Annotated in this window: 19 protein-coding genes and 1 pseudogene; 14 read left to right on the top strand and 6 right to left on the bottom strand. The window is 72.7% G+C overall.

Annotation, left to right across the window (positions count from 1 at the left end):
* Positions 1 to 50 precede the first annotated feature (50 nt).
* Positions 51 to 749 (top strand): amino acid ABC transporter ATP-binding protein, encoded by a 699-nt coding sequence (locus DFJ68_RS15350; RefSeq protein ID WP_170165867.1) that lies wholly within the window; start codon positions 51 to 53, stop codon positions 747 to 749.
* 54 nt (positions 750 to 803) lie between these two features.
* Here the strand turns inward: DFJ68_RS15350 and DFJ68_RS15345 are convergent, their stop codons facing one another.
* The 4 genes from DFJ68_RS15345 to DFJ68_RS15330 form a co-directional block, all read right to left on the bottom strand.
* Positions 804 to 1,676: a LamG domain-containing protein gene (locus DFJ68_RS15345; RefSeq protein ID WP_121034481.1), complete on the bottom strand. Its 873-nt coding sequence runs from the start codon at positions 1,674 to 1,676 to the stop codon at positions 804 to 806.
* The gene (locus tag DFJ68_RS15340) at positions 1,669 to 2,472 is read right to left on the bottom strand and encodes a signal peptidase I (RefSeq protein ID WP_121034480.1); all 804 of its coding nucleotides are present in this window, start codon (positions 2,470 to 2,472) and stop codon (positions 1,669 to 1,671) included. Before DFJ68_RS15340 ends, DFJ68_RS15345 begins: the two co-directional genes overlap by 8 nt.
* 95 nt (positions 2,473 to 2,567) lie before the next feature.
* The gene (locus DFJ68_RS15335) at positions 2,568 to 3,248 is read right to left on the bottom strand and encodes a hypothetical protein (protein WP_245963687.1); all 681 of its coding nucleotides are present in this window, start codon (positions 3,246 to 3,248) and stop codon (positions 2,568 to 2,570) included.
* A 217-nt stretch (positions 3,249 to 3,465) separates the two neighbouring features.
* Positions 3,466 to 4,602, bottom strand: a complete 1,137-nt coding sequence (locus DFJ68_RS15330) for a LacI family DNA-binding transcriptional regulator (RefSeq protein WP_245963686.1) — start codon at positions 4,600 to 4,602, stop codon at positions 3,466 to 3,468.
* Positions 4,603 to 4,667: 65 nt separating this feature from the next.
* On the opposite strand from DFJ68_RS15330, the gene DFJ68_RS15325 reads away from it, so the two are divergent.
* The 5 genes from DFJ68_RS15325 (at position 4,668) to DFJ68_RS15305 (ending at position 9,731) form a co-directional block, all read left to right on the top strand.
* Positions 4,668 to 5,798, top strand: a complete 1,131-nt coding sequence (locus DFJ68_RS15325) for a substrate-binding domain-containing protein (protein ID WP_121034479.1) — start codon at positions 4,668 to 4,670, stop codon at positions 5,796 to 5,798.
* A 3-nt stretch (positions 5,799 to 5,801) separates the two neighbouring features.
* On the top strand, positions 5,802 to 6,824 hold the full coding sequence (locus DFJ68_RS15320; protein ID WP_121034478.1) for an ABC transporter permease: 1,023 nt from the start codon (positions 5,802 to 5,804) through the stop codon (positions 6,822 to 6,824).
* The gene (locus tag DFJ68_RS15315) at positions 6,821 to 7,657 is read left to right on the top strand and encodes an ATP-binding cassette domain-containing protein (RefSeq protein WP_121034477.1); all 837 of its coding nucleotides are present in this window, start codon (positions 6,821 to 6,823) and stop codon (positions 7,655 to 7,657) included. Before DFJ68_RS15320 ends, DFJ68_RS15315 begins: the two co-directional genes overlap by 4 nt.
* 129 nt (positions 7,658 to 7,786) lie before the next feature.
* Positions 7,787 to 8,188, top strand: coding sequence for a universal stress protein (locus DFJ68_RS15310; protein WP_245963685.1), 402 nt, complete (start codon positions 7,787 to 7,789; stop codon positions 8,186 to 8,188).
* Between the two features lie 265 nt (positions 8,189 to 8,453).
* Positions 8,454 to 9,731, top strand: coding sequence for a P1 family peptidase (locus DFJ68_RS15305; RefSeq protein ID WP_121034476.1), 1,278 nt, complete (start codon positions 8,454 to 8,456; stop codon positions 9,729 to 9,731).
* Positions 9,732 to 9,828: 97 nt separating this feature from the next.
* Here DFJ68_RS15305 and DFJ68_RS15300 read toward each other — a convergent pair whose 3' ends face one another.
* Together DFJ68_RS15300 and DFJ68_RS15295 are read right to left on the bottom strand one after the other, a co-directional pair.
* Positions 9,829 to 10,590: a FadR/GntR family transcriptional regulator gene (locus DFJ68_RS15300; protein ID WP_121035431.1), complete on the bottom strand. Its 762-nt coding sequence runs from the start codon at positions 10,588 to 10,590 to the stop codon at positions 9,829 to 9,831.
* A 130-nt stretch (positions 10,591 to 10,720) separates the two neighbouring features.
* Positions 10,721 to 12,013, bottom strand: a pseudogene (locus DFJ68_RS15295) (amidase); the annotation flags it as partial.
* Between the two features lie 183 nt (positions 12,014 to 12,196).
* Here DFJ68_RS15295 and DFJ68_RS15290 point away from each other — a divergent pair.
* Genes DFJ68_RS15290 through DFJ68_RS15255 form a run of 8 tightly spaced genes read left to right on the top strand, consistent with a single transcriptional unit; the run spans position 12,197 to position 21,360 of the window.
* Complete coding sequence (locus tag DFJ68_RS15290) at positions 12,197 to 13,264, top strand: isocitrate/isopropylmalate dehydrogenase family protein (protein ID WP_121034475.1); 1,068 nt, start codon at positions 12,197 to 12,199, stop codon at positions 13,262 to 13,264.
* 1 nt (position 13,265) lies between these two features.
* Positions 13,266 to 14,816, top strand: a complete 1,551-nt coding sequence (locus DFJ68_RS15285; RefSeq protein ID WP_211333389.1) for an ABC transporter substrate-binding protein — start codon at positions 13,266 to 13,268, stop codon at positions 14,814 to 14,816.
* 15 nt (positions 14,817 to 14,831) lie between these two features.
* Complete coding sequence (locus tag DFJ68_RS15280; RefSeq protein WP_121034474.1) at positions 14,832 to 15,782, top strand: ABC transporter permease; 951 nt, start codon at positions 14,832 to 14,834, stop codon at positions 15,780 to 15,782.
* The gene (locus DFJ68_RS15275) at positions 15,779 to 16,708 is read left to right on the top strand and encodes an ABC transporter permease (RefSeq protein ID WP_121034473.1); all 930 of its coding nucleotides are present in this window, start codon (positions 15,779 to 15,781) and stop codon (positions 16,706 to 16,708) included. The genes DFJ68_RS15280 and DFJ68_RS15275 overlap by 4 nt, the downstream gene beginning before the upstream one ends.
* On the top strand, positions 16,705 to 17,817 hold the full coding sequence (locus DFJ68_RS15270) for an ABC transporter ATP-binding protein (RefSeq protein WP_121034472.1): 1,113 nt from the start codon (positions 16,705 to 16,707) through the stop codon (positions 17,815 to 17,817). Before DFJ68_RS15275 ends, DFJ68_RS15270 begins: the two co-directional genes overlap by 4 nt.
* Positions 17,814 to 18,674: an ATP-binding cassette domain-containing protein gene (locus tag DFJ68_RS15265; RefSeq protein ID WP_121034471.1), complete on the top strand. Its 861-nt coding sequence runs from the start codon at positions 17,814 to 17,816 to the stop codon at positions 18,672 to 18,674. The genes DFJ68_RS15270 and DFJ68_RS15265 overlap by 4 nt, the downstream gene beginning before the upstream one ends.
* The gene (locus DFJ68_RS15260) at positions 18,671 to 19,906 is read left to right on the top strand and encodes a P1 family peptidase (protein WP_245963684.1); all 1,236 of its coding nucleotides are present in this window, start codon (positions 18,671 to 18,673) and stop codon (positions 19,904 to 19,906) included. Before DFJ68_RS15265 ends, DFJ68_RS15260 begins: the two co-directional genes overlap by 4 nt.
* A complete protein-coding gene (locus tag DFJ68_RS15255) occupies positions 19,903 to 21,360 on the top strand; it encodes an aldehyde dehydrogenase family protein (RefSeq protein ID WP_121034470.1) in 1,458 nt (485 codons plus the stop codon). The genes DFJ68_RS15260 and DFJ68_RS15255 overlap by 4 nt, the downstream gene beginning before the upstream one ends.
* Positions 21,361 to 21,467 lie beyond the last annotated feature (107 nt).

Below are 21,467 nucleotides of genomic sequence, written 5' to 3'. Positions count from 1 at the left end.
CCTCGGGCGGATCCGACCGCGTCACAGGGGTTTCCGTCGCCACCCGTGACGTGCACCTCGCCTTCGGCGCGAACCAGGTGCTCCGGGGTATCGACCTGCACGTCGACGCCGGCACCACGGCGTGCGTCATCGGGCCCTCGGGCTCGGGCAAGTCGACCCTGCTGCGCGTCGTCAACCGGCTCATCGAGCCCGACCGCGGCGACGTCCTGCTCGGCGGCCGCAGCGTACTGACCGACGACCCCGACCGGCTGCGCCAGCGCGTCGGCATGGTCTTCCAGCACTTCAACCTCTTCCCGCACAAGACCGTGCTGGCCAACGTCACCCTCGGCCTGACCCACCTCAAGGGCCTGTCGAAGGGCGACGCCGAGGCCCACGCCCTGCGCCACCTCGAGCGGGTCGGCCTGGAGCACAAGGCCGGCGTGCGCCCGGGCCGGCTCTCCGGCGGTCAGCAGCAGCGGGTCGCCATCGCCCGGGCGCTGGCGATGGAGCCCGAGGTCATGCTCTTCGACGAGGCCACCTCGGCCCTCGACCCCGAGCTCGTCAAGGGCGTCCTCGCCACCATGGCGCAGCTCGCGTCGGAGGGCATGACGATGCTCGTCGTCACCCACGAGATGGGGTTCGCCCGCTCGGTCGCCCAGCAGGTGCTCTTCATGGACGAGGGCCGCGTCGTCGAGTCCGGTGAGCCCGGCCGGGTCTTCGAGGCCCCGGAGAGCGAGCGCCTGCAGCGGTTCCTGTCGCAGGTGCTCTGAACAACCCACGATGAGAAGGATGCCGGTCGCCTCGGGGGGCGACCGGCATCCCTCTCAGGGTTGCCCGGCTGAGTAGTGCGCCGCGGCGTCGGCCGCCGTCAGCGTCTTGTTGTAGACGGCCACCTCGTCGAGAGTGGCGGCGAGGAAGTTGCTCGTCGGCGCGGACGGCCACCCGGCCAGGTTGTCGAAGCCGACGCGCATCGCGCCGGTGAAGGTCACGCTGAGGGTGAGGGCCGACGACGCCACCTGGGTGCCGTCGACGTAGAGGCGGAGCCCGTTCAGGCCGGCGGTGGCCATGACGTGGTGCCATGCGCCGTCGCGGTAGGTGCCCGGGCTGGTGATCGCATTCTTGAGCGCAGTGTTGACCCCGAAGACGACCTGGCCCGAGTTGGTCAGGTACAGGATGCGGTCGACGTCGGTCGACAGCCCCGTGGGTGACGCCCCGAAGCCGACGAGCAGACCACCACGGTTCGTCGTGGTCCGGAACCACAGCTCGGCGCTGTAGGTCAGCGGCGTGGAGAGAGCGGTCGTGTAGCTGACGTAGTCGGTGCTGCCGTTGAACGTGACCGCGTACCCGGTGTCGCGAGGGCACGCGGTCGGAACCCCCTTCGTGGGGCTGCCCTGGTAGGTCCCGGTGCGGGTGCCGGCGGTCGACGAGTCGGTGGCGGCCGTGCCGGTGAGCTCGTCGAGGCGGTACCAGATGGCCGGGGCCGAGGCGCGGTAGACACCGGCGCAGGTGGCGGTGGTGAACGAGGCCGCGGTGCCGATCGTGTTGGTGCTGTTGCGGACCGAGGCCGAGAAGGCAGCGGTCGACAGCGGGGTCGACTGGGTCAGTGCACCCAGGGCCACCGCCGCCGACGCGCACGCGACGACGATGGCGCGTGGCCGCCGACGGGTGCGGGGCGCCGGCGCGAAACGCTCAGCCACGGGTCGACCGCCCGTCCTGCGCCAGACCCACCGTGCTGGTCCACAGCAGTGGGGCGAGGCAGCAGAGCGTCACGGCGAGCAGCCACCATCCCCTGAGGTGGGCGCTCGCGCTCACCGTCATCGGCGAGCCGGGGGCCGTGGACACGACCGGCAGGGCCGCCGTCTCACCGAGCCGGACGTCGGCGTACCGGTCGTCCGCGCCGACCACACGGCTCGGGAGCAGCCCGGCGGAGACGACGCTCGCGGTCGCCGTCCGCGCGGCGGGTTCGGACGTCGTGACCCCGAGGATCACCGGGGCCACGAGCGGTCGCAGCACGAGGGACGTGACCGCGACGAGCAGGCAGGTGCCGAGCACCCGGACAGTCGAGCGCCACCGGGGTCGCACGAGACGGCCGCTCAGCAGCATGATCGCCAGCCAGCCCAGGACCAGCACCGGCGCAGCACGCACGAGCCAACCCACGCCGTACCAGCACGCCGAGACGACGCCCACGAGATCGTCCTGACCGACGGGAAGCGGGTCGGGGGAGCCGTTGAGGTCGCCCTGGACGTGGAGGTGGCCGCGGTCGTCACGCGAGACGACCCGGTGGGTCACCAGCTGGTCCGGCAGGTTGCGAGGGCGGTAGGTGACGATGTCCCCCAGCCGGACCGCGTCGACCTCGGCCGCGCGCACGAGGACGAGGGTGCCGACGGGCGCCGCCTCACCCATGGAGGGCGTGACGATGACCGCGTAGTGACCGCCCGAGAGGCGCCATGCCGCCGCCGCGCCGACCGTGAGGACGACGAGGGCGACGGCCACCGCGCCGGCGACGAACGGGAGCGCAGACGGTCGGACCCGGGCGGCGCTGCCGCCCGGGTCCGACCGGACGCCGCGATGACGCGGGGGGCGCCGCCTCAGGAGGTGAAGGTCCACACGAGGGGCTGCGACGCGGCCAGGCCCTGGTACGTGTTGCCGGCCGCGGCGGCCAGCGTCACCGCGAAGGTGAACGTGATCGTCGTGTTCGGCGGGACGGGCGAGCTGAGGGTGATGGGCCCGGCGGTGGCGAGGGTGGCAAGGGTCGAGCTGGCCGGGCTGACGGTGGTCGAGGTGCCTCCGACCGTCTGGGTGATGACGATGCCGAGGCGGGAGCAGAGGTCGGTGGCGCTGCCGGTGACGTTGCCCGACTGCGTGCACGTGCCGGGCGCGAGGGTGAACGTCGACGCCGGTGCGGTGCCGACGTTGGTGATGGTGACGGTCGTCGACACCGTCTGACCGGGCACGACGGTCGTGGCGCCGCCGTACTTGTTGATCGTCGTGCAGGTGGCGGCGTTGTTCGTGACGTTGTTGGCGGCGCCGTCGGTGCTGAGACACGTGACGGTGCCGGCGGCGTTCTGCTCCCGCATGATCAGGGTGCCGGCGCCGGCGCTGTTGACGGAGTTGGTGATCGACGCCGTGAACGCTGCGACGGTGGAGTTCATCGACAGGGCGAGGATGACGACGCCCACCAGCCCGGTCAGGACGGCGAGCAGTCCACCGCGTCGGCGGCGCGGTCGAGGCGAGGGGTCGGCGGGGTGGGTGGGTTGCTGGTGGCTCACGAGCGTCTCCTGATGAGGGCCGTGGTTCGGTCACGGCGTGGGGTGCAGCAGTTCGCAATACCCGTAAACTGTACAAAACGGATATATGCGGTCAACACCCCTACGGGTGGTCGACTTCTCCGGGTGCACGCCGGGCCTCGGTCCGCGCAGCTGCCTGCCGAGCTGCCCGCACCCGCCGCACCCGCCGCACCCGCCGGGGTCGACCAGTTCCGGACCCTCAGTCCGAGGGCGGGATCTCGCCCGAGCCGCGCTCGACGAGCGTCGGCTCGAGCACGATGCGCCGGGGCGGCCCGGCATCCCCCTGGATCCGCTGGAAGAGCAGCCGGCCCACCTCCGACCCGATTCTCGCGGCGTCCTGGCGCACCACCGTCAGGCCCGGGTCGAGCAGGTCGGCGAGAGGGAAGTCGTCGAACCCGACGAGGGCGACGCGGTGCGAGAGGCCGAGCGAGCGCAGCGCCCGCGCCGCGCCGACGGCCATCTCGTTGCGGCCGGCGAAGACCGCCGTGGGTCCGTCGCCGCTCGCGAAGAGGCCGAGCACCTCGCGCTCGGCGGCCGCGGCGGTGCGCAGGTCGGTGCGCTCGACCACCTCGGCGCCCGCGACCGTCGAGACCGCGCGGCGGAACCCGGCCCGACGCCGCTCGGCGGTCTGGATGCTGACGAGGTCGCTGAGGAAGGCGAGGCGGCGGTGGCCCCGACGCAGCAGGTGCCGCGCACCGAGCTCGCCGCCCAGGGCGTTGTCGACGGTGACCGAGTCGGCCTCGACCCCGTGGGGCTCGCGGTCGACGAAGACGACGGGGAGCCCCGAGCGCAGCTCGTGGGCGAGATAGTCCTGCCGCTCGGTCGCGGGCATGATGACGAGCCCGTCGACGCGGCGCGCGACGAGGCCCCGGGCCAGCTCGCGCTCGCGGTCAGGCTCCTCGTCGAGGCTCGCCGCCAGGACGGCGGTGGCGTGCTCGCGCGACACGTCCTCGAGCGCACGCAGCAGGGCGGCCGAGAAGCTGTTGCCGACGTCCTGCAGCAACGCCCCGACCGTGCCGGTCCGCCGGTCGCTGCGCCGCAGGTTGCTGGCCTGCACGTTGTGGCTGTAGTCGAGGCGCGAGGCCGCCCGGCGGACCCGCTCACGCAGGTCGGGCGACACCCCGGGCTCGTCGTTGACGACCCGGGAGACGGTCTTGAGGCTGACGCCGGACAGGGCGGCGACGTCCTTCATCGTGGCCCGCGCCGTGCCGGGGGGCCGGACACCGCCGGCGCGTGGTCCGGGGGGTGCGGCGGTCACCGGGTGACCGCCCGTCGTGATGACATCGTTGTCTTCCTCGTTGGTCGCCGGGGCCTGGATGGCTTGACGTGAGTACACGATGCACCATATAACGTCTGTTGACAACGTTGTCAGATGACGATGTGCAACAGAGAGGTTGTCCCATGCAGCGCAGCACCACTGTCCACCGGTCCCGCTCCGTGCGTCGCGCCCTGGCCTTCGTGGCCGCCGGCGCCCTCGTGCTCGGCACGGCCGCCTGCGGTGGCGACTCCGGGTCCGACACCACCACGCCCGGCGCGAGCGGCACTGCCGGTGGAGGGAGCGGGGAGGCCGTCGGCGTCTCGCTCATCACCAAGGACTCGACCAACCCGTTCTTCGTCGCGATGCAGAACGGCGCCAAGGCCGACGCGGCGAAGCAGAACGTCGACCTCACCGTCGCGTCCGGCGCCAAGGACGGCGACGAGCAGGGTCAGATCCAGGCCATCGAGAACGCGATCTCGGCCGGCGACAAGGGCATCCTCATCACGCCCAACGGCCCGGGCGTCAACGACGCGATCAAGCGGGCCCGCGACGCGGGGCTGCTCGTCATCGCGCTCGACACCCCTCCCGACCCGGCCGACACCGTCGACATCACCTTCGCCACCGACAACTTCAAGGCCGGCGAGCTCATCGGCCAGTGGGCCGAGAAGCAGCTCGCTGGCAAGAAGGCGACGATCGCCCTGCTCGACCTGTTCAACGACAAGATCGTCTCCGTCGACTACAACCGCGACCAGGGCTTCCTGACCGGCATGGGCATCGACACCAAGGACAAGACGAAGAACGGCGACGAGGACAAGACCGGCACGTACACCGGTGGCGACTACACGATCGCGTGCAACGAGCCCACCCAGGGCTCCGAGGACGGTGGCCGCACGGCGATGGAGAACTGCCTCACCAACAGCCCCGACATCAACGTCGTCTACACCATCAACGAGCCCTCCGCGGTCGGCGCCTACAACGCCCTCAAGGCCGCCGGCAAGGAGAAGGACGCGATCATCGTGTCCGTCGACGGTGGTTGCCAGGGCGTCAAGTCGGTGACCGACGGCGTGATCGGCGCGACGGCCCAGCAGTACCCGCTCAAGATGGCGACGCTCGGCATGGAGGCCATCGCCAAGCTGGCCCGCACCGGCGAGAAGCCGAAGGTGACCGAGGGTCTCGACTTCTTCGACACGGGCGTGGCCCTGGTCACCGACAAGAAGGCCGACGGCGTCGAGAGCATCGACTCGGCCGCCGCGTCGAAGATCTGCTGGGGCTGACCGATGACCGCTGGCACCTCGGCCGCTGCGGCGGAGCTGGCGCGTCGTCGACACAGCCCGCTTCAGCGCGTGCAGCACCTGCTGCACGGCTACCCCTTCATCAGCCCGCTGCTCATCCTCGTCGTCACGGCAGCGGCCTTCACGATCGTCAACCCGCGGTTCGCGAACCCGGCCAGCCTCTCGCTGCTCATCCAGCAGACGGCGGTCGTCGCCTGTCTCGCCATCGGACAGACGCTCATCATCCTCACGGCCGGCATCGACCTCGCCGTCGGCGCGACGGTCATCCTCGCGATGATGGTCATGGCGAAGATCTCCGTCGAGAACGGGGTGCCGGCCCCGGTGGCGCTGCTCATCGGTGTCGGGCTCGGGGCGGCGGCGGGCCTGCTCAACGGCTTCCTCGTGACCCGCATCAACCTGCCACCGTTCATCGTCACCCTCGGCACGCTGAGCATCTTCACCGCCGTCGCCCTGCTCTACTCGGGCAGCAAGAGCTACCAGAACAACGTGCTCCCCGATCTGCTCAACTGGACCTCGACCGGGTTCTCCGTCGGGCCGTTCCGCCTCACCGTCGGCGTCGTCATCGTCGTCCTGCTCTACCTCGTCATGGGCTACGTCCTCAGCCAGACGCGGTGGGGACGGCACGTGTACGCGGTCGGTGACGCCCCCGAGGCGGCACGCCTCTCGGGCATCCCGAGCAAGCGCATCCTGCTCAGCGTGTACGCCGTCGCCGGGCTCATCTACGGCATCGGTGCCTGGGTCCTCATCGGCCGGGCCGGGGCGGCGAGCCCCAACGCCATCACGAACGCGAACCTCGAGAGCATCACGGCCGTCGTCATCGGGGGCACCAGCCTCTTCGGTGGTCGCGGCCGGCTCGTGGGCACCCTCATCGGGGCGCTCATCGTCCAGTCGTTCACCGTGGGTCTCAGCCTCGCCCGCGTCGACCAGCAGTACCGCATCCTCGCGGTCGGCATCCTCGTCATCGTGGCCGTCGCCATCGACCAGTGGATCAGGAAGGTGAAGGCATGACCGCCACCTCGCACGGCACCGCGCCCGACGCCGCCCGCGACACCTCCGGCGCGGCCGGCGGCACCCGGGAACCCGTCCTGTCGGCCCGCGGCCTCGTGAAGACCTTCGGTCGTGTCATCGGCCTCGACGGGGTCGACCTCGACCTCTACCCCGGTGAGGTGCTCGCCGTCATCGGCGACAACGGCGCCGGCAAGTCGACGCTCATCAAGTGCCTCACCGGGGCGCTCGTCCCCGACTCGGGCACCCTCGAGCTCGACGGCCGCCAGGTCAGCTTCCGCAAGCCGCAGGACGCCCGCGACGCCGGTATCGAGACCGTGTACCAGCAGCTCGCCGTCATCCCGGCCCTCGACATCGCGAGCAACCTCTACCTCGCGCGCGAGGAGCTGCGGCCCGGGGTGCTCGGCTCGGTCTTCCGGATGCTCGACAAGAAGGGGATGCGCGACCGGGCCAGCACGGCGGTGCAGGACCTCGGCATCCAGACCATCCAGAACATGGGCCAGGCCGTCGAGACCCTCTCGGGCGGGCAGCGCCAGGCGGTCGCGGTGGCCCGGGCCGCCGCGTTCGGCGGCAAGGTCGTCGTCCTCGACGAGCCGACCGCCGCCCTGGGCGTCAAGGAGTCGAACATGGTGCTGCAGATGGTCAAGCAGCTGCGCGAGAACGGGCTCGGGGTCATCCTCATCAGCCACAACATGCCGCACGTGTGGGACGTCGCCGACCGCATCCACATCCAGCGGCTCGGTGGTCGCGCCGGGGTGATCACGCCCCAGTCGCACTCGATGACCGACGGCGTCGGCATCATGACCGGCGCGATGACGCTCCCGAAGAGCGCCTGACCGCCCACCGACGTGGGTGGGGCCGGTGTCCGAGACGGCGGCCCCACCCACCCCCACCAGCCCAGCAGCCCGCCCAGCACGACCACAACGACCACAGCGACCACCACGAGCGCGACCGAGGAGCACACCGTGCAGAACATCGTCGTCGGGTACATCCCCACCCCCCAGGGCGTGGCCGCCCTCGAGGCGGCCGTGAACCTGGCCCGCCTGACGGGCGGGCGGGTCACCGTCGTCAACACCGGGCACAACGGCAACTACGCCGACCCGGCCTTCGCGACGGCGCAGGACATGGACACCATCGACCTGCAGCTGGCCAACGCGGAGATCCCGCACGAGGTGCGCCAGCCCACCGAGGGTCGCTCGGCCGCCGACGAGATCCTCGTCGTGGCCGGCGAGGTCGGGGCCGACCTCATCGTCATCGGGGTCCGGCGCCGTTCGCCCGTGGGCAAGCTCGTCACCGGCAGCACGGCCCAGCAGATCCTGCTCGACGCCGAGTGCGCGGTCCTCGCGGTCAAGGCGAGCGACGCCTGACGCCCTCGGCGGGTGGCCCGTGGAGGGTCTGCGTCGCCCCGGCGACGACAACCCTCCACCGGCCGTCCGCTGCGCGCCCTACCGTGGCCGGTCACGGCCGCAGGGCCCGGATGCCGTGGGGCGGGCCCAGCCGCCCCCGTGAGCGCGCTGAAGAGACCGTCGTCAAGCATGAGAACCACTGTCGTACAACGAGATTCGTCTCGACAGGGCGCCGACGACGGTCCACAGTGGTCGGACTCACACCCCCGACCCGAACGGATCCGTCATGCGCGCTCCTCGTGTCCTACGCCTCACCGCCCTCGTCGCCGGTCTCGGCCTCGCCTCGGCCGGGTTCGCCGGTGCGGCGGCCGACCCCGTCACCGGGGTGGCGGCGCCCGCCGCCGCCCCGGCCGCGCCCGCCGCCTTCACCCCGACCGCGGGGCTGCCCGGCCAGCGCAACGCCGTCACCGACGTCCCCGGCGTGCAGGTCGGCCAGGTGCAGAACCGCACCTCGCCGTTCCTCACCGGCACCTCGGTGCTCTACTTCCCGACCATGGCCGTGGCCAGCGTCGACCAGCGGGGCGGGGCGCCGGCCACGAAGGAGACCGACCTGCTCTCGCCGCTCAACAGCAACCCCGGCGTCAACGCCGTCCAGCTCGGCGGCAGCAGCATGTACGGCCTCTCCGCGACCGACGGCATCATCCGCTGGCTCGAGGACCGCGGCGAGGGCGTCCCCCTCGGGTCGGTGGGCGTCGCGCCCATCGTCCCCGCGGCCGACATCTACGACCTCGGCCGGGGCGGTGACATCAAGGCCCGCACCGGCCCCGAGTGGGGCTACGTCGCCGCCTCCAACGTCGCGGGCGCGGCGGTGCGCCAGGGCGCGTTCGGCGGCGGTACCGGCGCCCGCGCCGGCGGCCTCAAGGGCGGCGTCGGCACCGCGAGCGTCTACCTCGGTGACGGCATCTACGTCGGCGCCGTCGTCGTCGTGAACTCCGCCGGGTCGCCCGTCGACCCGAAGACCTGCCAGCTGCTCGGCGCCCAGTTCGGCATCGGCGACGAGTTCGCCGGGCTCAAGGCCCCGACCCAGGCCGAGTGCCAGACCGTCGCCAGTGCCGCGAAGAGCGACGACCTCAACACGACGATCGCCGTCGTCGTCACCAACGCCCCGCTCGAGAAGGCGGCGGCGCAGCGCATGTCCGGCAACGCCCACGACGGCATGGCCCGGGCGATCCGGCCGATCCACACCCTCGCCGACGGCGACACCGTCTTCGCGGTCTCGACCGGGCAGGGTGAGCCGCTGCGCATCAACGACCCGGCCGACTCCCGCCAGCTCAACGCCATCTTCGGCGCCGGCGCCGACACCCTCAGCCGCGCCATCGCCAAGGCGATGCTCTCGGCCGACTCGGTCGGTGGCATCACGAGCTACTGCGACCGCTACCCGTCCGCGTGCGCGGACGTCCCCCAGGCGGCGAAGTGGCGCGCCGCCGGGCCCGCCAAGGAGATGACCCCTCGCCTCTTCGACGACGCCCGCCAGGCCCTGCAGGTGACTCCGCTGCCCCGCTGACACCGGATGCCGTCGTCGCCCCACCGCCGGACGCGCGGTGGGGCGACGCGGCGCCGGTCCACGCGTCCGGCGGCGGGTGCGCCCGGGCACCGTGACCTCAGTGCGCGTCGAGGAGCGCGCGCAGCGGCTCGCGCTCGGCCTTGGGCAGGTAGCCGGCGTAGTAGTCGTAGAGGTTGCGCCGCGAGATGCGCGCCGCCGCGGGCCCGTCACCGGCGCGGATCGCCTCGAGCACTTCCTCGTGGTGGCGCAGCGACTCGCGCATGAGCGCCTGGCTGTTGCGCGACCGGGCGATCTTGTCGGAGATGAGTGACAGCACGACGCCGCGCACGACCTGGTTGCACACCTGCACGAGGCTGTTGCTGCTGACGCGGGCGATCGCCTCGTGGAAGGCGACGTCGGCCTCGCTGAACTCCTCGTAGCCGAGGTCGATGGCGCCGCGCATCACCTCGATGGTCGCCTCGATCTCGGCCAGCTCGGCGTCGGTGCGCAAGCGGGCGGCGAGCAGGTTGGCCGAGCTGTCGAGCACCATGCGGAAGGAGATCAGCTCGCCGAGGTCGACCCCGTCGACGCGGGCCAGGCGGGTCAGCTGGGTCGAGAGGGCCTGGCTCGAGAACGGCAGGATCTCCGGGCCGTTGGGGTCGCCGGGCCGTGAGCGGATGACCCCGTTGCTCTCGAGCACCCGCAGCGCCTCGCGCACCGTCGAGCGGCTGGCCCCGAACTGGGTGACGAGCTCGCGCTCGCTCGGCAGCCGCTGGCCCGGGCGCAGCGTGCGGCTGGCGATCGCCCCCTCGATCTGCTCGATGATGCGCTCGTACAGGCGCACCGGGCGCACCTGCTCGAACGGGGCGGGGGCGCTCACGAGCCCACCGAACCCGTGCCGGCACCGACGCGCGCCCACCGGCACCGCTGTCGACACCAGACCGGATGCCGTCGGGCCAGTCGGGTACGGCGCCGGCCGGCCGGTTGGCCTCGTACCAGTGCGCGGCGCGCAGCACCCCGAGGTCGTCGAAGCGGCGGCCGGAGAGCTGCACGCCGACGGCGCGGCCGTCGGCGAGGAACCCCGCGTTGACCGTCGCGGCCGGCTGGCCCGTCATGTTGTACGGGGCGGTGAAGCCGATGTGGCGCATGCCGCGGCCGTCGTCGGGGTAGGGCATCGGCTGCTCGGCGGCGAACGCCGCGACGGGCGCCACCGGCGACACGACGACGTCATAAGGCGCGGTCGCCGCCACCGAGACCGCCTGCATGCGCATGACGAGCTCGTAGCACTCGAGCACCCTGGCCCCCGTGACGCCGGCCCCCACGAGGCACCAGTCGCGCACGTACGGCAGCACGAGTGCCTGCCGCTCGGGCGGGAGCGCTGCGAGGTCCTTGTACGAGCGCACCCGCCAGAAGAGGTCGAGGGCGTCGAGCAGCTCGGGGGTCATGAAGGGCGGCACCGGCTCGACGTGGGCCCCGGCGGCCGCGAAGGTCGCCCCGACCGCCTCGACCACGCGGGCGATGTCGGGGTCGACGGCGCCGCCGCAGCCGGCGTCGAGGTGCAGGCCGACCCGGAGGCCGGCGACGTCACCGTCGAGGTCGCGCCACCGGATCTCCTGCGGGGGCAGGCTGGTCCAGTCGCGTGGGTCGGGCCGTGAGATGACCTCCATGAGCAGGGCGGCGTCGGCGACGGTACGCGTCAACGGCCCGGCGCAGCGGCCGAGGTAGGGGGTGTCGAGCGGCACCCGGCCCGCACTCGGCTTGAGGGTGGCGAGGCCGAGCCACGTGCCGGGCAGGCGGATCGAGCCGCCGATGTCGGTGCCGACGTGGAGCGGTCCGTAGCCCCCGGCCGCGGCCGCCCCTGCGCCCGAGCTCGACCCGCCCGTCGTCAGGGTCGGGTCCCATGGGCTGCGGGTGATGCCGTGAAGGCTCGAGACACCGGACGAGAGCATGCCCCAGTCGGGCATGACCGTCGACCCGAGCACGACCGCGCCCGACTCGAGCAGCCGGGCGGTGACGGGTGAGTCGGCCGTCGGCACGACGGGTTCGACGCCGGCGTTGCCGGACGGCATCGGCACCCCCGCTCGCGCGAGGTTCTCCTTGACGGTCACGGGCACCCCGTCGAGCGGGCCCATGGGTTCGCCTGCACGCCAGCGTGACTCGCTCCCGACGGCCGCCGCCCGCGAGCGGTCGGGGTCGCGCTCCCAGAAGGCGTTGAGCACCGGCTCCCGGCGCTCGACGACCTCCTGCACGGCGTCGTGGACCTCCACCGGTGAGACCGAGCCGGCGGCGAAGGCCGCCGTCATCTCGGTGGCGGACAGCGTGGCCACGTCAACATCCCCGGGCATTCGGCTCCCTCGGTCGGACCGCCGCCAGCCGCCCCGCTCGGAGGCCTTGACAACAACTGGCGCAGTCGTCAGGGTAGCGACAATCATCAGGAAGTCCACTGGTCAGACCAGTTGGTTCCACCCCGGCGGTGAGGAGGCACGGTGACGACGACCGTGGCTCCCGTGCGCCTCGCCGTGATCCCGGGTGACGGGGTCGGCCCCGAGGTCGTCGCGGCGACCGTGCCGGTCCTGCAGCGCGCTGCCGAGGGCACCGGCCTCGACCTCCAGGTGACCGAGCTCGACTGGGGCGGTGAGCGTTTCCTGCGCGAAGGTGCGGCTATGCCGGCCGACGCCGCCGACGTGGTGCGCGCCCACGACGCCGTCCTCTTCGGTGCCGTCGGCCGCCCCGACGTCCCCGACGACGAACTCGTCTGGGGCCTCATCATCGGCCTGCGCCAGCAGCTCGACCTCGCGGTGAACGTGCGTCCCGTCCACGCCTTCCCCGGTGTCCCGACCCGCGTCGTCGACACCGACGGGGTCGACCTCGTCATCGTGCGCGAGAACACCGAGGGCGAGTACGTCGGCGCCGGTGGCCTCGCCCACGCCGGCACCGGGCACGACATCGGCATCGAGGTGGCCGTCCACTCCCGCCGGGTCATCGAGCGCGCGGCCCGGCACGCCTTCGAGCTCGCCGGCCGGCGCTCCGGGCGGCTCAGCCTCGTGACGAAGTCGAACGCGATGCGGCACGGCTACCCGCTGTGGGACCGCGTCGTGCGCGAGGTGGCCGAGCAGCATCCGGACGTCGAGCTCGAGGTGGTGCTCGTCGACGCGATGGCCGCCCGACTCGTGCAGTCGCCCCGCTCGCTCGACGTGCTGCTCGCCGGCAACCTCTTCGGCGACATCCTCTCCGACCTCGCCGCCGTGCTCGCCGGCGGGATGGGCATGGCGCCCAGCGCCAACGTCCTGCCCGGCGGTGACGTGCCCGGCATCTACGAGCCGGTACACGGCTCGGCCCCCGACATCGCCGGCCGGGGTGTCGCCAACCCCGTCGCGTGCCTCCTCTCGGGCGCCCTGCTGCTCGAGGACCTCGGTCACACCGTCGCCGCCACCGGCATCCGGCAGGCTGTCTCTGCCGCCCTGCTCGACCCGACCCACCACACCCCCGACCTCGGGGGGAGCGCCACGACAACCGACCTGGCGGCTGCCGTTCTCGACCGGATGGAGATCTGACGTGAGGAACACCAAGAGCAAGACGAGCCTCGCCGTCGTGGCTGCGGTGGCGGCGGGGAGCCTCGCGCTCGCCGCCTGCTCCGCGGGGTCCGGCGGCACCTCCGGCGGCAACGGGGGCCCCGGCAGCGGCGGCACGGGCGACGCCGGTGACGGCGCCCTGAGCATCGGGCTCGTCGCCGAGCCCGCCAACCTCGACTTCACCAAGACCGACGGCGCCGCCATCCCGCAGGTGCTGCTCTACAACGTCTACCAGGGCCTCGTGCAGCTCGACCAGAACGGCGACATCAAGCCGGGCCTGGCCACGAAGTGGACCGTCTCCGACGACCGCAAGACGTACACGTTCGACCTCGCCTCCGATGCGAAGTTCACCAACGGTGCGCCCTTCACGGCCGACGACGCGAAGTTCTCCATCGACCGGGTCAAGAGCGCGTGGACCGTCTCGCTCAAGTCGGCCATGAACGTCGTCGCGAGCACGACCGTCGTCTCGCCGACCCAGCTCAAGGTCGTGCTGTCCAAGCCGAGCAACGACTGGCTGTACCGCATGACGACCCGCGTCGGCGCGATGTTCAGCCGCACCGGGGTCGACGACCTCGCCGCGAAGCCCGTCGGCACGGGCCCGTACTCGGTCGGCACGTGGACCCGCGGCGACTCGATCCAGCTCGTGCGCAACGACGCCTACTGGGGCACGAAGCCCGCGTACAAGACGGTCACCTTCAAGTACTTCAAGGACCCGACCGCCCTCAACAACGCGCTGCTCACCGGCACGATCAACGTCATCGGCACGGTCCAGACCCCGGAGTCGCTCGGCCAGTTCGAGAACAACGACAAGTACCAGGTCATCGAGGGCACGACGAACGGCGAGGTGGTGCTCTCGTTCAACAACGGCAGCGGGCCGATGAAGAACGAGAAGATGCGTCAGGCCGTGCGCTACGCCATCGACCACAAGGCGCTCGTCGACACGTGCTGGGCGGGCCGCGGCACGCTCATCGGCAGCATGTCGGTGCCGACCGACCCCTGGTACGAGGACCTCACCGGCCTCTACCCCTACGACGTCGCCAAGGCGAAGGCCCTGCTGCAGGAGTCGGGCGAGGCCGGCCAGACGCTGCGCCTGCGCATCCCGACCCTCCCGTACGCCACCGCGTGCGGCACCGTCGTCAAGAGCCAGCTCGAGCAGGCCGGCTTCAAGGTCGCGCTCGACCAGCTCGAGTTCCCCGCCGCCTGGCTGACGACCGTCTTCAAGAACGCCGACTACGACATGTCGATCGTGGCCCACGTCGAGCCGCGTGACATGGGCGCCGTCTTCGGCGACCCGACCTACTACACGCGCTACACCAACCCCGAGTTCAGCGCGCTGCTCGCCAAGGCCGACGCCGGCACCGAGCAGGAGCAGGTCACCGACATGAAGGCGGCCGCCAAGCTGCTCTCCGAGACCGCGGCGGCCGACTGGCTGTTCGTGCTGCCGAACATCATCGTCGCCGACAAGGGCGTCACCGGCCTGCCGAAGAACGCGATCTCCGAGTCCTTCGACGTGACGGGGCTGTCCGGTTCCTGACCGGTCGTCGCGCCCATGCTCCTTCGCCTGCTGAACCGGCTCGGCATCCTCGTCGCGAGCCTCGTCGTCAGCTCCGTCGTCGTCTTCGCCTTCATGGCGGTGCTGCCGGGCGACCCCGCCCGGGTCGCCCTGGGCGTCAACGCGTCCGACGCGGCGGTGGCGCAGCTGCGCACCGACTTCGGTCTCGACCGGCCGCTGCCGGTGCAGTACGTCAGCTGGGTCACCGGTCTCGTGACGTTCGACCCCGGCACGTCGTACGTGTCTGGCATCGCCATCGCACCGCAGCTGGTCGACCGGCTGCAGGTGACGCTCATCCTCGTCGGCGTCGCCATGCTGCTCGCCCTCGTCGTCGCGGTGCCGATGGGCACCGTGATGGCGGTACGGCACCGCAAGCTGTCGGGCCTGGCCCTCTCGGCCGTCGCGCAGCTCGGCGTGGCCGTCCCCGGGTTCCTCGCCGGCATCCTGCTCATCACGGTCTTCGCGGTGACGCTCGGCTGGCTGCCCGCCAACGGGTGGACCCCGCCGGCGCAGGACCCGGTCATGTTCGTCAAGCAGCTGATCCTGCCGGTCCTGTCCCTCGGGCTCGTGCAGGCCGCGGTGCTGACGCGCTACGTGCGCAGCGCGGTGCTCGACGTCCTGCGTGAGGACTACCTGCGCACCGCGCGCTCGAAGGGCCTGACGCCCGGCCGGGCCCTCGTGCGGCACGGGCTGCGCAACGCGGCCGTGCCCGTCGTCACGGTGCTCGGGCTGCAGCTCGCCACGCTGCTCATCGGCGCGGTCGTCGTCGAACGGGTCTTCGTCATCCCCGGCCTCGGCAGCCTGCTGCTCGACAGCGTCAGCCAGCGCGACCTCATCGTGGTGCAGGACGTCGTCATGCTCCTCGTCGTCGCCGTGCTCGTCGTCAACTTCGTCGTCGACCTGCTCTACCTCGTGATCGACCCCCGACTGAGGGCGGGTGCCCGATGACCGACCTGCCCACCACCACCCCTGCACCGTCGAGTGGCCAGGTGCCGACGCCCACCCCACCCGCCGTGGATGCCGGTGGGCCCGGTGCGCGCGCCGGTCGCCGTCGTCGTCGGCGCACGAACGGCAGCCTCGTCGTCGGAGGCGTGCTCGTCGGGCTCGTCGTGGCGCTCGCCCTCGTCTCCTTCGTCTGGACGCCGCACGACCCGACGCTCGTCAACGCGGCCACCCGGCTGCAGGGGCCGTCGGGCGACTACTGGTTCGGCACCGACAAGTTCGGCCGCGACGTCTTCAGCCAGATCATGGTCGGGGCCCGTACCACGCTCTTCGTCGGCTTCGTCGCCGTCGGGGTGGCCGCGCTCGTGGGTGTGCCGCTCGGCATCGTCGCGGGCATGGTCCGCGGCTGGTTCGGCGAGCTACTCATGCGCGGCAACGACCTGCTGCTCGCCTTCCCGGCGCTGCTGCTCGCCATCATGTTCGCGGCCGTCTACGGCGCGAGCACCCTCGTGGCCATGATCGCGATCGGCATCGCGACCATCCCCAACTTCGCCCGGCTCATCCGCAGCGGCACGCTGCAGGTCCTCAACACCGAGTACGTGCTCGCCGCCCGGGCCGCCGGGCGTGGGCCCTTCGCCATCGGGCTGCGCCACGTGCTGCCCAACGTCAGCAGCCTCGTCACGGTGCAGGCGTCGGTGTCGTTCGCCATCGCCGTCATCGCCGAGGCGGCCCTGTCCTTCCTCGGCTTCGGCACCCCGCCGCCGACCCCCTCGTGGGGGCGGATGCTCCAGGAGAGCCAGGAGCTGCTCTTCTCCGCGCCGCGCCTCGCGATCTTCCCCGGCGTCGCCATCGCCGTCGCGGTGCTCGGTTTCAACCTGCTCGGCGACGGCCTGCGCGACCGCTTCGACCCCCGACTGGACGACCGCCGATGACGACCCGACCGACGCCCGACACGACCGTGACCGACACCCGCGGGACGGACGTGCGGGAGACCGAGGTGCGCGAGGCGGAAGCCGGCGGCCGCGAGCCCGACGTGCTCGTCGTCGACGGGCTCACGGTGGGCACCCACGGCCAGCCGCTCGTGCAGGACGTCGGCTTCAGCGTGCGGCGGGGCGAACGGGTCGGCCTCATCGGCGAGTCCGGGTCGGGCAAGTCGCTCACCGCCCTCGCCCTCATGGGGCTGCTGCCCGAGGGCCTCACCGCGACCGGGTCCGTGCGCGTGGCGGGGGTCGACCACGACCTCGTCGGGGCGAACGAGCGGTCGATGTCACGGGTGCGGGGCCGCGACATCGCCATGGTGTTCCAGGAGCCGATGACCGCCCTCAACCCGACGATGCGCGTCGGCGACCAGGTGGCCGAGGCCATGCTCGTGCACCGGACCCGACCGGACCGCAAGGCCGCCGAGGCGGCGGCGGTCGAGCTGCTCGACCAGGTGGGCCTGCCCGACCCGCCCGCCACGGCCAAGGCCTACCCCCACCAGCTCTCGGGCGGTCAGCGGCAGCGCGTCGTGCTCGCGCTGGCCCTCGCCAACGACCCGGCCCTGCTCGTCTGCGACGAGCCGACGACCGCCCTCGACGTCACGGTGCAGGCCTTCGTGCTCGACCTCATCGTGCGCGGCGTCGTCGACCGCCGCTCGGCGATGGTCTTCATCACCCACGACCTCGCCGTCGTGGCGACCGTCTGCGAACGGGTCATGGTCATGTACGGCGGACGCATCGTCGAGACGGGCACCGTGCAGGAGGTCTTCACCCGGCCGCGGCACCGCTACACCCAGGGCCTGCTCGGCGCCTCGGACCTCACCGTCGTCGACGACCGCGGCCGGCTGGCGACCATCGCCGGGTCGGTCCCCGCGGCCGGCACGTTCCCGGCGGGGTGCGTGTTCCGCAACCGGTGCACGCACGCGACGTCGGCGTGCGAGCAGCGCCCGCCGTGGACCGCGACCGGCCCCGACTCGGGCTACGCCTGCTTCCACCCGGCGGGCTCGACCGACGCCGCCGGCCACCCGGCATCCGCCCCCGACGGCGAGCAGGAGCGCGCATGACGACGCAGGCACCACCCGTTCACCCCGACGCGCCGGCCCTGAGCGTGCGCGACGTGACGCGCGACTACCGCCGGCCGCGGCCGTCGCTGCTGCGCGCCGGCGAGCCGGTGCGCGCCCTGCGCGGCGTCAGCTTCGACGTGGCGCCGGGCGAGCGCTTCGGCATCGTCGGTGAGAGCGGGTGCGGCAAGTCGACGCTGCTGCGCATCATCTCGGGGCTCGACCAGCCGACGACCGGCTCGGTGCACGTCGAGGGCACCGACCTCACCGGCCGCAACGACCGCCAGCTGCGGTTCCTGCGCAGCCGGCTGCAGCTCGTCTTCCAGGACCCGATGAGCTCGCTCGACCCACGGATGACCGTGCGCGACATCGTCGCCGAGCCGCTCGTCGCCCAGGGGCTCGGCCCGTCGCGCGACCGCGTCGTCGAGCTGCTGGAGGCCGTCGGCCTGCGGGCCGACGCCGCCGACCGCTACCCGCACCAGTTCTCCGGGGGGCAGCGCCAGCGCATCTCCATCGCCCGCGCGCTCGCGCCGCGGCCGCGCATCCTCGTCGCCGACGAGCCGGTCAGCGCGCTCGACGTGTCGGTGCGCGCACAGGTGCTCAACCTCATGACCGACCTCGTCGACGAGCTCGACCTCACCCTCGTCTTCGTCTCGCACGACCTCTCCGTCGTGCGCCACGTCTGCGACCGCGTCGCCGTCATGCACCGCGGCGAGATCGTCGAGACCGGGCCGGTCGACAGCGTCTACGACGACCCGCAGCACCCGTACACCCGCACCCTCATCGCCGCGGTCCCGACGCTGTCCAAGGCCCTCGCGGGCGCCACCGCCGCCGACCTCACCCGGGGGGAGGCGTCGTGACGAGCGAGCTCACCAGCGAGGTGACGGGGGACGTGAACGGCAGCACGACGGATGCCGCGACGGCCGCCGCGCGCCCCGGCCCCACCAACGGCCTCACCGACGTCGAGGGGCTGCGCGTCGGCCACGCGAGCCGCACCGGCGACGGCTGGCTCACCGGCACGACCGTCGTGCTCTGCCCGCCGGGCGGCGCCGTCGCCGGCGTCGACGTGCGCGGCGGCGGCCCCGGCACCCGCGAGACCGACCTGCTCGACCCCCGCAACATGGTCGAGCGGGTGCACGCGGTCGTGCTCTCGGGCGGCAGCGCGTTCGGCCTCGCGGCTGCCGACGGGGTCATGCGTCGCCTCGCGGCCGACGGCACCGGCCTGCAGGTCGGCGGCCCCGGCGAGGTGGTGCCGATCGTGCCGGCCGCCGTCGTCTTCGACCTCGGCCGCGGGGGTGATTTCACCGCCCGCCCCGATGCCTCGACAGGCGAACAGGCCCTGACGGCAGCGCAGTCGGCGCCAGCGGGTCCGGTGGTCCAGGGCGCCACCGGAGCCGGAACAGGCGCACTGGCCGGCGGCCTCAAGGGCGGCGTCGGCACGGCCAGCGTCGTGCTGCCCGACGGCACGACGGTCGCGGCGCTCGCGGTCGTCAACGCGTTCGGGTCGTGCGTCGACCCGCAGACGGGCGAGCTCTACGCGCTGTCGTTCGGGATGCCGGGCGAGTTCCCCCCGCTGCGGCGACCAGACGCGCACGACGTCGAGCAGGCCCGTCGCCGCGCCGCCGAGCTCGCGGCGAAGGCAGGGCTCGGCCCGGGCCGGGCCACCACCATCGGGGTCCTCGCGACCGACCGCACGCTCACCAAGGCGCAGTGCGCCAAGATCGCCGGCATCGCGCACGACGGGATGGCCCGCGGCATCCGCCCGGTGCACACGATGTTCGACGGCGACACCGTCTTCACCCTCGCGACCGGCGCGACGCCCGCACCCGACGCCGCCGCCTTCCACGCCCTGCTCGACGCGGCCGGTGACTGCTTCACCCGTGCCGTCGGCCACGCCATGCTGGCAGCCGAGTCGGTGAGCACCCCTGCAGGACAGTGGCTCTCGTACCGCGACGCCTACCCGTCGGCCTTCGCGTCCGTGGGGTCCGGGCCGACCGGCATCCTCGACACCACGACCACCACCAGCGAAACCACCGACACCACCACCGACGCGACCACCGACACCGACGACGGAGAGTCCGCCCACCCATGAGCCAGCCCCGCCTCGACCACCCCGACGGACTGCCCATCGGCGACGGGTGGCTGTCCGCCCCCTCGACCGCCGAGGTCCGCTTCCCCTACGACGGGTCGGTGGTCGCGACGGCCCCGGTCGGCGACGAGGCCCTGGCCCACCGCGCGCTCGACGAGGCCCTCGCCGTGCGTGACGAGGTCGGCCGACTGCCCTCGCACGTGCGCCGGCGCGCGCTGCAAGCGGCGCACGACACCGTCGAGCGGCACCGTGACGACCTCGAGCGACTGCTCGTCGCCGAGACCGGCAAGCCGCTCGTCGACTGCCGGGTCGAGGTGGCCCGCACTCTCCTCACCCTGCAGACCGCCGCCGAGGAGGTGGCGCGGCTGCACGGCGAGACGGTGCCGCTCGACCTGCTGCCCTCCGGCGAGGGGCTGCTCGGGTTCTGGGTGCGCAAGCCCATCGGCGTCGTCGTCGGCATCGCCGGCTTCAACTACCCGGTGCTGCTCGCCACCCACAAGATCGCCCCGGCCATCGCCGCCGGGTGCCCGGTCGTCGTCAAGCCGGCCCCGCAGACGCCGCTGTCGACGATCTGGCTCGTCCACGTCGTGCGCGAGGCGCTGCACGAGGCCGGTGCGCCCCGGGCCGCGCTGCAGCTCGTCACCGGCGGGCCCGACGTGGGCGTGGCGCTGACGACCGACCGTCGCGTCGGCGCCGTCTCGTTCACCGGCTCCGCGGCCGTCGGCCACCGCATCGCCCGCGACGCGGCGCCGACCAAGGTGCTGCTCGAGCTCGGCTCGAACGCCGCCCTCGTCGTCGCCGCCGACGCCGACCTCGACGCCGCCGCCGACGCCGTCGTGCGCGGTGGCTACTACGCCTCCGGCCAGGCCTGCATCAGCGTGCAGCGGGTCGTCGTCGTGGATGCCGTCCGCGAGGCCTTCTTGCAACGGCTCACCTCCCGCATGGGCGAGGTCGTCGTCGGAGACCCGCGTGATGAGGCGACGCGGGTCTCCGCCCTCATCGACGACGGGTCGACGGGGCGCGTGCTCGAGTGGGTGCAGCAGGCCGTCGACGCCGGAGCCCGGCTCGTCGGCGGCGGCACGCGTGAGGGCACCAGCATCGTGCCGACCGTGCTGCTCGACGTGCCCGACGGCGTGTCGGCGTGGGACGAGGAGATCTTCGGGCCCGTCGTCGCCGTGCGCTCCGTGCCCGACCTCGACACGGCCTTCGAGGTCGTCAACCGCTCGCGCTACGGCCTGCACGCCAGCGTCTTCACCGCCTCGCTCGCCACCGCGTTCGAGGCCGTCGACCGCATCGAGACCGGCGGCGTCATCGTCAACGAGGTGCCCGGGTTCCGCTCCGACGTCATGCCCTACGGCGGGGTCAAGGACAGCGGCACCGGTCGCGAAGGCCCGCGCTTCGCCATCGACGAGCTGACCGTGACGCGCATGGCCGTCATCCGGCCGACCACGGGCTGACTCGCGTCGTCGCCCGTCCCACCACCCATCCCGACGACGAGGAGGTCGCCGTGAGCGAGCCCACCGCCACGACCGAGACGACCGCAGCCACCGACACGACCCAACCC

Origin of the sequence: Terracoccus luteus, assembly GCF_003635045.1 — a bacterium.
Lineage (GTDB): Bacteria > Actinomycetota > Actinomycetes > Actinomycetales > Dermatophilaceae > Terracoccus > Terracoccus luteus.
This window is presented reverse-complemented; position numbering and strand designations above follow the sequence as displayed.

Coding starts and splice junctions, on each gene's coding strand:
- DFJ68_RS15325 (WP_121034479.1), top strand. CDS start 4,668: ATGCAGCGCAGCACCACTGTCCACCGGTCCCGCTCCGTGCGTCGCGCC.
- DFJ68_RS15320 (WP_121034478.1), top strand. CDS start 5,802: ATGACCGCTGGCACCTCGGCCGCTGCGGCGGAGCTGGCGCGTCGTCGA.
- DFJ68_RS15315 (WP_121034477.1), top strand. CDS start 6,821: ATGACCGCCACCTCGCACGGCACCGCGCCCGACGCCGCCCGCGACACC.
- DFJ68_RS15305 (WP_121034476.1), top strand. CDS start 8,454: ATGCGCGCTCCTCGTGTCCTACGCCTCACCGCCCTCGTCGCCGGTCTC.
- DFJ68_RS15280 (WP_121034474.1), top strand. CDS start 14,832: ATGCTCCTTCGCCTGCTGAACCGGCTCGGCATCCTCGTCGCGAGCCTC.
- DFJ68_RS15275 (WP_121034473.1), top strand. CDS start 15,779: ATGACCGACCTGCCCACCACCACCCCTGCACCGTCGAGTGGCCAGGTG.
- DFJ68_RS15270 (WP_121034472.1), top strand. CDS start 16,705: ATGACGACCCGACCGACGCCCGACACGACCGTGACCGACACCCGCGGG.
- DFJ68_RS15265 (WP_121034471.1), top strand. CDS start 17,814: ATGACGACGCAGGCACCACCCGTTCACCCCGACGCGCCGGCCCTGAGC.
- DFJ68_RS15255 (WP_121034470.1), top strand. CDS start 19,903: ATGAGCCAGCCCCGCCTCGACCACCCCGACGGACTGCCCATCGGCGAC.